The following is a 9,376-nucleotide window of genomic DNA, read 5'->3' as shown; positions in this document are numbered from 1 at the left end:
AGTTTGATTCGTTGATCCATTGGGGACTCTCGATTCCAGGGCATGGTCAGGCACCTCCTGACCGTATTTCATACCTGTAAACGATGTCTCCGGTTTAAAACGTAAAGGATGTCTCCGGTTTCTACCCGGGCAAGCCCGCTCCCACAGGGGTCCGGTTGTTTGCGGGTATTTACGGCATTTCCTGTGCATCCCCAGCTTGTCAGTTCGCCCCTCCAACGCCACACTAGCGCTCATGAAGAACGTCAGCCCCAGCTACCTCAAGCATCACTTCCTGATCGCCATGCCGCACATGGTCGACCCGAACTTTGCGCACACCTTGACCTACATCGTCGAGCACACGGCCAATGGTGCCATGGGGCTGGTGGTCAACCGTCCGCAAGACCTGAACCTGGCCGATATTCTCGAGCAACTACGCCCCGATATCGAACCGCCCGCGCTCTGCCAGCATGTACCGATATTTATTGGCGGCCCGGTGCAGACCGATCGCGGATTTGTCCTGCATCCCTCGGGCGAGTCTTTTCAGGCGACCGTTGATCTGGAAGGCGAATTATCTCTGTCGACCTCCCAGGACGTGCTGTTTGCCATCGCCGATGGCGTCGGTCCGCCGAAAAGCCTGATCGCCCTTGGTTACGCCGGCTGGGAGGCCGGGCAACTTGAGGCCGAACTCGCCCAGAACGCCTGGCTGACCTGCCCGTTCGACGCCGACATCCTGTTCAACACCAGCAGCGAACTGCGCCTCGAAGCGGCGGCCAAGCACCTGGGCGTCAACCTCAGCCTGCTCACCAGCCAGGCGGGGCACGCCTGATGGCCCTGCGGTTGATCCTGGGTTTCGATTACGGCACCAAACAGATCGGCGTGGCGGTCGGCCAGGTCATTACCGGCCAGGCCCGCGAGCTGTGCACCTTGAAGGCACAAAACGGCATTCCCGACTGGAACCAGGTCGAAGCCCTGATTAAAGAGTGGAAACCCGACGCCGTGGTGGTCGGTCTGCCATTGAACATGGACGGCACACCGAGCGACATGTGCCTGCGCGCGGAAAAATTCGCCCGCCGCCTGAACGGCCGCTACAACCTGCCCTTCTATACCCACGACGAACGTCTGACCACCTTCGAAGCCAAGGGCGAGCGGCGTGATCGTGGCGGGCAGAAAGGCAGTTACCGCGACAACCCGGTCGACGCTATCGCTGCCGCCCTGCTCCTGCAAGGCTGGCTCGACGAAAACACCGCACTGTTTGAATCCTGAAGAGCCGTCACGACGTCTCTCTTAGCTACAACCCGAGCCAAACCCCGCACGCACCGGCTCGGGCCCAAGAAGGAGCAACCATGAGCCTGCCCAATCCCGCCGAACTGATCAGCCAGATGGCGATCCGTCTCAAGGCACACCTGGAACACCGTGGCATCAGCGAACCGCGCTACATCGGTATTCGTACCGGTGGCGTCTGGGTCGCCCAGGCCTTGCTCGATGAACTGGGCAGCGATTCGCCGCTCGGCACCCTGGACGTGTCCTTCTACCGCGACGACTTCAGCCAGAACGGCCTGCACCCGCAAGTGCGCCCTTCGGCCCTGCCGTTCGAGATCGAAGGCCAGCACCTGGTGCTGATCGACGACGTGCTGATGAGCGGGCGGACCATTCGCGCCGCCCTCAACGAACTCTTCGACTACGGCCGCCCGGCCAGCGTAACGCTGGTGTGCCTGCTGGACCTCGACGCCGGCGAGCTGCCGATCCGCCCGAACGTGGTGGGCGCAACCCTGTCACTCGCGGCGCATGAGCGCGTAAAGCTCTCCGGCCCGGAGCTCAAGCTCGAACTGCAAGACCTCGCCCTTTAATTCGCCCTATTGAGAGTCCCCCTCGCGATGACGCCTCTAGAAACCAAGCGCCCGCTGCAGCTCAATGATCAGGGCCAGCTGCGCCACTTCCTCTCGCTCGACGGTTTGCGCCGCGAACTGCTGACGGAAATCCTCGACACCGCCGACTCGTTCCTCGAAGTCGGCGCCCGGGCGGTGAAGAAGGTCCCGTTGCTGCGCGGCAAGACCGTGTGCAACGTGTTCTTCGAGAACTCCACTCGCACCCGCACTACCTTCGAACTGGCGGCCCAACGGCTGTCGGCCGACGTGATCACCCTGAACGTGTCGACCTCGTCGGCGAGCAAGGGCGAAACCCTGCTCGACACCCTGCGCAACCTCGAAGCCATGGCTGCCGACATGTTTGTCGTGCGCCACGGTGATTCCGGCGCGGCGCACTTCATTGCCGAGCATGTTTGCCCGCAGGTGGCGATCATCAACGGCGGTGACGGCCGTCACGCGCACCCGACCCAGGGCATGCTCGACATGCTGACGATTCGTCGGCACAAGGGCGGCTTCGAAAATCTCTCGGTGGCCATCGTCGGCGACATCCTGCACTCGCGGGTCGCGCGCTCGAACATGCTCGCGCTGAAAACCCTCGGTTGCCCGGACATCCGCGTGATCGCACCAAAAACCCTGCTGCCGATCGGCATCGAGCAATACGGCGTGAAGGTCTACACCGACATGGCCGAGGGCCTGAAAGATGTCGATGTAGTGATCATGCTGCGCCTGCAACGCGAACGCATGACCGGCGGCCTGCTGCCGAGCGAAGGCGAGTTCTACCGCTTGTTCGGCCTGACCACCGCACGCCTGGCCGGGGCCAAGCCGGATTGCATCGTCATGCACCCGGGGCCGATCAACCGTGGGGTGGAGATTGAGTCGGCGGTGGCCGACGGTCCGCACTCGGTGATCCTCAATCAGGTCACCTATGGCATCGCGATTCGTATGGCCGTGCTGTCCATGGCCATGAGCGGGCAGACTGCCCAGCGCCAATTCGAGCAGGAGAACGCCCAGTGAAGCTCAGCATTCTCGGCGCACGCGTCATCGATCCAACCTCCGGGCTGGATAACGTTACCGACATCCATATTGAAGCCTGCAAGATCATCGCCCTTGGCGCCGCTCCCGCCGGTTTTGTCGCCGTCGAGACCCTCGACGCCAAGGGTCTGGTGGCCGCGCCTGGGCTGGTCGACCTGAACGTCGCCCTGCGCGAGCCGGGCTACAGCCGCAAAGGCTCGATCGCCAGCGAAACCCGCGCCGCCGCTGCCGGTGGTGTCACCAGCCTGTGCTGCCCGCCAAAGACCAAACCGGTGCTGGACACCTCGGCCGTGGCCGAACTGATCCTCGACCGCGCGCGTGAAGCCGGCAACACCAAGGTTTTCCCGATCGGCGCCCTGAGCAAAGGCCTGGACGGCGAACAACTGGCCGAACTGGTGGCCTTGCGCGATGCCGGCTGCGTGGCCTTCGGCAACGGTCTGGAGAGCTTCCGCAACACCCGCACGCTGTGCCGGGCGCTGGAATACGCGGCGACGTTCGACCTGACGGTGATTTTCAACTCTCAGGACCATGACCTGGCCGAAGGTGGCCTGGCCCACGAAGGCCCGACTGCCAGCTTCCTCGGTTTGCCGGGCATTCCAGAGACTGCTGAAACCGTGGCTCTGGCCCGGGATCTGCTGCTGGTCGAGCAAAGTGGCGTACGTGCGCACTTCAGCCAGCTCACCAGCGCGCGCGGCGTGGCCCTGATCGCTCAGGCCCAGGCGCGCGGATTGCCGGTGACCGCCGACGTGGCGTTGTATCAGCTGATCCTGACCGATGAAGCGCTGATCGACTTCAGCAGCCTCTATCACGTCCAGCCGCCGCTGCGCACCCGCGCCGACCGCGATGGCCTGCGTGCAGCGGTGAAGTCGGGTGTGGTCTCGGCCATTTCCAGCCATCACCAGCCCCACGAGCGGGACGCCAAACTGGCGCCGTTCGGTGCCACCGAACCGGGCATCAGCAGCGTTGAGCTACTGCTGCCGCTGGCGATGACACTGGTGGAGGACGGTTTGCTGGATCTGCCGACGCTGCTGGCGCGCCTCAGCGCTGGACCTGCCGAGGCGCTGCGCCTGCCGGCGGGCAAGTTGGCGGTGGGGGGTGCGGCGGACATCGTGCTGTTCGACCCTGCAGCCTCGACCGTGGCCGGTGAAACCTGGCTGTCCAAGGGCGAGAACTGCCCGTTCATTGGGCATAGCCTGCCGGGTGTGGTGCGTTACACCTTGGTGGATGGGCGGATCAGCCACCAGGCGTAACACCGAAAAGATCGCAGCCTGCGGCAGCTCCTACAGGGAAACGCATATCCCGTGTAGGAGCTGGCGAAGCCTGCGATCTTTTGATCTTCGCTTATCGGCTCTGCGCATTGCGAATCGACACCTGGTCATTCAACGTCCAGAAGTCATACAGCACCCCGACAAAGAACAACCCGCCCGTCACCAGGTACAGCAACCCGCTGATCCATTTCCCCTGATACATCCGGTGTACGCCGAATACCCCAAGAAACGTCAGCAGAATCCAGGCAACGTTGTACTCGATCGGTCCGGCGGTAAAACGCAGGTCCGCCTCACGGTCCATGGCCGGGATCAGAAACAGGTCGATCAGCCATCCGATGCCCATCAAGCCAAACGTGAAGAACCAGATCGTCCCGGTCACCGGCTTGCCGTAATAGAAGCGGTGAGCCCCGGTAAAACCGAGAATCCACAGCAGGTAACCGATCACTTTACTGTGGGTATCTTGCCGCGAATCGGACTGTTGATAGGTGTTCATGAAGGTCCTCGTTTCACACGATAGATAAATATTCTTGAATTCTTTGTGACTTTTTTACAGGTGGCCGACGTATGGCATCTGCTACCTTGTGTCCCGTCAAAGCCTTATAGCACCTGACTTCTGTCCGACAATTGCGTCAATTTTCCGCTTATTTGGTTCCGTTGCCCGAAAGTTGAATCGACCAACGGCCTCGGAAGGGCCAAAAAAGCTGTTATAAAGTTGCGCGCTAACTTATATGAGCCTTGCCTAATGCGTCCATTTTTCAAGACATGGCTAACCATTTGCCTTTTGATGCCACTGGCCGCCCACGCCACCAATCGTGAGCAACGTCTTCCAAACGTTAATGGTTACACCCCAAAATCCCATGTGTCTGTTCCTTCGAGCAAATACAAATCAACCGTAAAACGCTCTACCCGACTGAGCAGCGTCAGCAACACCAGCAGCAAGTTTGTTCCGCCGATGGCGAGCAACGAAAGCAGCAACGTGCTGAGCCGTGCCGTGAATGTCCTCGGTACGCCTTACCGTTGGGGCGGCAGCAGCCCAAGTAAAGGCTTCGATTGCAGCGGCCTGGTGAAATACGCGTTCAACGACGCCACGTTCGACCTGCCTCGCACGTCCAATGCGATGGCCAGCGGTCATGGCACGAAAGTCGATCGCAACGACCTGAAGCCGGGCGACTTGATTTTCTTCAACATCAAGAGCCGTCGGGTCAATCACGTTGCCATTTACCTGGGCAACGACCGCTTTATCCACGCACCGCGTCGTGGCAAGTCGGTGACCATCGACACCCTGAAGAAACCGTACTGGGAAAGCCACTACGTGGTTGCCAAGCGGGTTCTGCCGAAAGACAAGAACGCCATCCAGGTTGTTCAGCGCTGATTCGAGCTCCCGGATTTTGACCCGGGAATTGTTTCGATCATGACGGCCTCTTCGCGGGCAAGCCTCGCTCCTACAGGAATTATGCGATCCCTGTAGGAGCGAGGCTTGCCCGCGAAGGCGTCATTGAAAGCAACACAAATCCCCCTCAGAAATTATCCGGCGAGCGCGCCTTCTCCCGCGCATGGTCCCGGCTGACCAGGCCCTTGGTCACCAGCTCCTTCAAGCACATGTCCAGCGTCTGCATCCCCAGGTTCCCACCCGTCTGAATCGACGAGTACATCTGCGCCACCTTGTCTTCGCGGATCAGGTTACGGATCGCCGACGTGCCGAGCATGATTTCGTGCGCCGCGATCCGTCCGCCACCGATCTTCTTCACCAGCGCTTGGGAAACCACCGCCAGCAACGACTCGGAGAGCATCGAGCGCACCATCGACTTCTCATCCCCCGGAAACACATCCACCACCCGGTCGATGGTTTTCGCCGCCGACGTGGTGTGCAGCGTACCAAACACCAAATGGCCGGTCTCGGCGGCGGTCAATGCCAGGCGAATGGTCTCCAGGTCACGCATCTCCCCCACCAGAATCACGTCCGGGTCTTCCCGTAGCGCCGAGCGCAAGGCGGTTGCGAAGCTGCGGGTATCACGGTGGACTTCGCGCTGGTTGATCAGGCATTTGCGCGATTCGTGGACGAACTCGATCGGGTCCTCAATGGTGAGGATGTGGTGATGGCGATGGTTGTTCAGGTGATCGATCATCGCCGCCAGGGTGGTGGACTTGCCGGAACCGGTCGGGCCCGTGACCAACACCAGCCCACGGGGGGATTCGGTAATCTTGCGAAACACATCCCCCATGCCCAGGTCATCCATGCTCAGGACCTTCGACGGGATGGTGCGGAACACCGCGCCAGCACCACGATTCTGGTTGAACGCGTTGACCCGAAAACGCGCCACGCCGGGCACACCAAAGGAAAAGTCTGTTTCCAGGTGCTTCTCGAAGTCCACCCGCTGGGTGTCGTTCATGATGTCGTAGATCAGCGCCTGCACCTGCTTGTGTTCCAGCGCCGGCAAGTTGATGCGCCGCACATCGCCATCCACCCGAATCATCGGCGGCAGGCCGGCGGACAGGTGCAGGTCGGACGCTCCCTGTTTTGCGCTAAAAGCCAGCAGCTCAGTGATATCCATAGCGTTCCTCAATTCCAGTAGAATGCCGCGAACCTTCAGACCGCTGGCGCCTCTTGATGTCCACGATAGCAGACAACATCGCTCAGGTTAGTTCACGCATCCACGCTGCCGCCCTCGCCGCAAAACGCGACGAACACAGCGTTCAGTTGCTGGCCGTGAGCAAGACAAAGCCCGCCGAGGCCTTGCGTGAAGCCTACGCTGCCGGGCTCCGCGACTTTGGCGAGAACTATCTGCAGGAGGCCTTGGGCAAACAGCTCGAATTGGCCGACCTGCCCTTGATCTGGCACTTCATCGGCCCCATTCAATCGAACAAGACTCGCGCTATCGCCGAGCACTTCGCCTGGGTGCATTCCGTGGATCGCTTGAAAATCGCACAACGCCTGTCCGAACAACGCCCTGCCGATTTGCCGCCCTTGAACATTTGCATCCAGGTCAACGTCAGCGGTGAAGCCAGTAAATCCGGCTGCACCCCGGCCGATCTGCCGGCCCTGGCCAACGCCATCAGCGCATTGCCGCGCATCAAGCTGCGCGGGTTGATGGCGATCCCTGAGCCGACGGACGATCGCGCCGCCCAGGATGCCGCTTTTGCTGCCGTACAAAGCCTGCAAGCCAGCCTGAACCTGCCGCTCGACACACTTTCCATGGGCATGAGCCACGACCTCGAGTCGGCCATCGCCCAAGGCGCCACTTGGGTCCGCATCGGTACGGCCCTGTTTGGCGCTCGCGACTACGGCCAGCCATGAACAATGGCTGACTCCTCTCTTTATAAGGACCTGACATGAGCAAGACTCGTATTGCCTTTATCGGTGCCGGCAACATGGCCGCCAGCCTGATCGGCGGCCTGCGCGCCAAAGGTCTGGAAGCGGCGCACATCCGCGCCAGCGATCCAGGCGCCGAAACCCGCGTCAAAGTGAAGGCTGAACACGGCATCGAGGTGTTCGCCGACAACGCCGAAGCCATCCAGGATGCCGACGTCGTCGTACTGGCGGTCAAACCCCAGGCGATGAAAGCCGTGTGCGAAGCGATTCGCCCAAACCTCAAGCCGAATCAACTGGTGGTGTCGATTGCTGCCGGTATCACCTGCGCCAGCATGAACAACTGGCTCGGCGCCCAGCCGATTGTGCGTTGCATGCCCAACACCCCGGCACTGCTGCGCCAGGGCGTCAGCGGTTTGTACGCCACGGCCGAAGTGAACGCCGAGCAACGCCAACAGGCGCAAGAATTGTTGTCCGCCGTCGGCATCGCGCTGTGGCTGGACGAAGAGCAGCAACTGGACGCGGTCACCGCCGTGTCCGGCTCGGGCCCGGCGTACTTCTTCCTGCTGATCGAAGCCATGACCGCTGCTGGCGTGAAGCTCGGCCTGCCAGCGGACGTCGCCGCACAACTGACCCTGCAAACCGCGTTGGGCGCCGCGCACATGGCCGTCGCCAGCGATGTGGACGCCGCCGAACTGCGTCGTCGCGTAACCTCGCCTGCGGGCACCACGGAAGCTGCAATCAAGTCGTTCCAGGCCGGGGGCTTCGAAGCCCTGGTCGAAAAAGCACTCGGCGCCGCGGCTCACCGCTCGGCCGAGATGGCTGAACAACTTGGTCGCTAATCAGCTCTTACAAAGGAATCAATGATGCTCGGACTCAATGACGCTGCCATTTTCATCATTAAAACCCTAGGCAGCCTGTACCTGCTGATTGTGCTGATGCGCTTCATCCTGCAACTGGTCAGGGCGAACTTCTACAACCCGCTCTGTCAGTTCATCGTCAAAGCCACCCAACCGCTGCTCAAGCCTCTGCGCCGGGTGATCCCGAGCATGTTCGGGCTGGACATGTCATCGCTGGTGCTGGCGCTGATCATTCAGATGCTGTTGATAGCGGTCATCCTGCTGCTCAAAGGCTTCATGGTCGACTGGCTGTTTTTGGTGCCGTGGGCACTGATCGCGATCTTCTCGCTGTTTTTGAATATTATTTTCTGGGCGATGATCATCAGCGTGATTCTGTCCTGGGTCGCACCGGGCAGCCACAATCCGGGCGCCGAACTGGTCGCGCAGATTACTGAACCGGTACTCGCGCCGTTCCGCCGGATCATTCCGAATCTGGGTGGCCTCGATATCTCGCCAATCTTCGCGTTTATCGCGATCCAGTTGCTGCAAAGCTGGCTGATCCCGCGCCTGGCGTACTTCGCCCTCATGCCCAACGGCCTGCTCGGGCTGATCTGACCCGGTGAGCTACTTTCGCTGGGACGGTGACGACCTGATTCTGGAATGTCACCTGCAACCGGCCGCCCGCAGCGATGACTTCTGCGGGCTGCACGGTGATCGCCTGAAGATCCGCCTGACCGCGCCGCCGGTTGAAGGCAAGGCCAATGCCTATCTGATGGCGTTCCTGGCCAAGGCGTTTGGGGTTTCCAAGAGCCAGGTGAGTTTGATCAGTGGTGAGTTGAACCGGCAGAAGCGGGTGCGGATTTGTTCGCCGAAGAAGCTGCCGGATTTGCCGGATCTGGGGCGACAGTCCGGCTGACCGCGTTATCGTTCATCGCGGGCAAGCCACGCTCCCACAGGGGTACACATTCTAATGTGGGAGCGTGGCTTGCCCGCGATGGCCGCACCTCGGTCTACCTGGGAGAAATCAGGCCCGGCCTTTGCTTGCCGCTGGCCACACTGGTCTTTAGACTTACGCCTCATTTCAAC

The 9,376-nt window shown here is 61.1% G+C and carries 12 protein-coding genes; 10 read left to right on the top strand and 2 right to left on the bottom strand.

Translation table 11 applies throughout. The features are described 5' to 3' along the window. Positions 1 to 232 precede the first annotated feature (232 nt). The 5 genes from AEQ67_RS29865 to AEQ67_RS29845 all read left to right on the top strand — a co-directional run bounded on the left by AEQ67_RS29865 (position 233) and on the right by AEQ67_RS29845 (position 4,126). On the top strand, positions 233 to 805 hold the full coding sequence (locus AEQ67_RS29865) for a YqgE/AlgH family protein (RefSeq protein ID WP_059407349.1): 573 nt from the start codon (positions 233 to 235) through the stop codon (positions 803 to 805). Further along, entirely contained in the window at positions 805 to 1,242 is a 438-nt protein-coding gene (gene ruvX, locus AEQ67_RS29860) for a Holliday junction resolvase RuvX (RefSeq protein ID WP_005792259.1), read from the top strand. The genes AEQ67_RS29865 and ruvX overlap by 1 nt, the downstream gene beginning before the upstream one ends. Before the next feature lie 80 nt (positions 1,243 to 1,322). Continuing rightward, the gene (gene pyrR / locus AEQ67_RS29855; RefSeq protein WP_059407348.1) at positions 1,323 to 1,826 is read left to right on the top strand and encodes a bifunctional pyr operon transcriptional regulator/uracil phosphoribosyltransferase PyrR; all 504 of its coding nucleotides are present in this window, start codon (positions 1,323 to 1,325) and stop codon (positions 1,824 to 1,826) included. A gap of 27 nt (positions 1,827 to 1,853) precedes the next feature. Beyond that, the gene (locus AEQ67_RS29850) at positions 1,854 to 2,858 is read left to right on the top strand and encodes an aspartate carbamoyltransferase catalytic subunit (protein ID WP_053163287.1); all 1,005 of its coding nucleotides are present in this window, start codon (positions 1,854 to 1,856) and stop codon (positions 2,856 to 2,858) included. Continuing rightward, positions 2,855 to 4,126 (top strand): dihydroorotase, encoded by a 1,272-nt coding sequence (locus AEQ67_RS29845; RefSeq protein ID WP_059407347.1) that lies wholly within the window; start codon positions 2,855 to 2,857, stop codon positions 4,124 to 4,126. Before AEQ67_RS29850 ends, AEQ67_RS29845 begins: the two co-directional genes overlap by 4 nt. Positions 4,127 to 4,217: 91 nt before the next feature. Here AEQ67_RS29845 and AEQ67_RS29840 read toward each other — a convergent pair whose 3' ends face one another. Next, on the bottom strand, positions 4,218 to 4,637 hold the full coding sequence (locus AEQ67_RS29840) for an NINE protein (protein WP_059407346.1): 420 nt from the start codon (positions 4,635 to 4,637) through the stop codon (positions 4,218 to 4,220). 249 nt (positions 4,638 to 4,886) lie between these two features. On the opposite strand from AEQ67_RS29840, the gene AEQ67_RS29835 reads away from it, so the two are divergent. Continuing rightward, a complete protein-coding gene (locus tag AEQ67_RS29835) occupies positions 4,887 to 5,516 on the top strand; it encodes a C40 family peptidase (RefSeq protein WP_059407345.1) in 630 nt (209 codons plus the stop codon). Between the two features lie 145 nt (positions 5,517 to 5,661). Here the strand turns inward: AEQ67_RS29835 and AEQ67_RS29830 are convergent, their stop codons facing one another. After that, on the bottom strand, positions 5,662 to 6,696 hold the full coding sequence (locus tag AEQ67_RS29830; protein ID WP_059407344.1) for a type IV pilus twitching motility protein PilT: 1,035 nt from the start codon (positions 6,694 to 6,696) through the stop codon (positions 5,662 to 5,664). A gap of 56 nt (positions 6,697 to 6,752) precedes the next feature. Between AEQ67_RS29830 and AEQ67_RS29825 the strand changes: the two genes are divergently transcribed. The 4 genes from AEQ67_RS29825 to AEQ67_RS29810 are packed head-to-tail and all read left to right on the top strand — an operon-like array spanning position 6,753 to position 9,206. Continuing rightward, positions 6,753 to 7,439, top strand: coding sequence for a YggS family pyridoxal phosphate-dependent enzyme (locus tag AEQ67_RS29825; RefSeq protein WP_059407343.1), 687 nt, complete (start codon positions 6,753 to 6,755; stop codon positions 7,437 to 7,439). Positions 7,440 to 7,474: 35 nt separating this feature from the next. Continuing rightward, entirely contained in the window at positions 7,475 to 8,293 is an 819-nt protein-coding gene (gene proC / locus AEQ67_RS29820; protein ID WP_059407342.1) for a pyrroline-5-carboxylate reductase, read from the top strand. Between the two features lie 24 nt (positions 8,294 to 8,317). Then, on the top strand, positions 8,318 to 8,905 hold the full coding sequence (locus tag AEQ67_RS29815) for a YggT family protein (protein ID WP_059407341.1): 588 nt from the start codon (positions 8,318 to 8,320) through the stop codon (positions 8,903 to 8,905). Between the two features lie 4 nt (positions 8,906 to 8,909). Continuing rightward, positions 8,910 to 9,206 (top strand): DUF167 domain-containing protein, encoded by a 297-nt coding sequence (locus tag AEQ67_RS29810; RefSeq protein ID WP_059407340.1) that lies wholly within the window; start codon positions 8,910 to 8,912, stop codon positions 9,204 to 9,206. The last annotated feature ends 170 nt before the right edge of the window (positions 9,207 to 9,376 follow it).

Origin of the sequence: Pseudomonas sp. RIT-PI-q, assembly GCF_001297125.1 — a bacterium.
Lineage (GTDB): Bacteria > Pseudomonadota > Gammaproteobacteria > Pseudomonadales > Pseudomonadaceae > Aquipseudomonas.
The sequence above is the reverse complement of the archived record's forward strand: the minus strand, read 5'-3'. Positions and strand labels throughout refer to the sequence as shown.

What these genes read in the sequence shown, in the direction of transcription:
- AEQ67_RS29825 (WP_059407343.1), top strand. Translation starts at nt 6,753, where the DNA reads ATGTCCACGATAGCAGACAACATCGCTCAGGTTAGTTCACGCATCCAC.
- AEQ67_RS29865 (WP_059407349.1), top strand. Translation starts at nt 233, where the DNA reads ATGAAGAACGTCAGCCCCAGCTACCTCAAGCATCACTTCCTGATCGCC.
- AEQ67_RS29815 (WP_059407341.1), top strand. Translation starts at nt 8,318, where the DNA reads ATGCTCGGACTCAATGACGCTGCCATTTTCATCATTAAAACCCTAGGC.
- AEQ67_RS29830 (WP_059407344.1), bottom strand. Translation starts at nt 6,696, where the DNA reads ATGGATATCACTGAGCTGCTGGCTTTTAGCGCAAAACAGGGAGCGTCC.
- AEQ67_RS29850 (WP_053163287.1), top strand. Translation starts at nt 1,854, where the DNA reads ATGACGCCTCTAGAAACCAAGCGCCCGCTGCAGCTCAATGATCAGGGC.
- proC (WP_059407342.1), top strand. Translation starts at nt 7,475, where the DNA reads ATGAGCAAGACTCGTATTGCCTTTATCGGTGCCGGCAACATGGCCGCC.
- ruvX (WP_005792259.1), top strand. Translation starts at nt 805, where the DNA reads ATGGCCCTGCGGTTGATCCTGGGTTTCGATTACGGCACCAAACAGATC.
- AEQ67_RS29835 (WP_059407345.1), top strand. Translation starts at nt 4,887, where the DNA reads ATGCGTCCATTTTTCAAGACATGGCTAACCATTTGCCTTTTGATGCCA.
- pyrR (WP_059407348.1), top strand. Translation starts at nt 1,323, where the DNA reads ATGAGCCTGCCCAATCCCGCCGAACTGATCAGCCAGATGGCGATCCGT.
- AEQ67_RS29840 (WP_059407346.1), bottom strand. Translation starts at nt 4,637, where the DNA reads ATGAACACCTATCAACAGTCCGATTCGCGGCAAGATACCCACAGTAAA.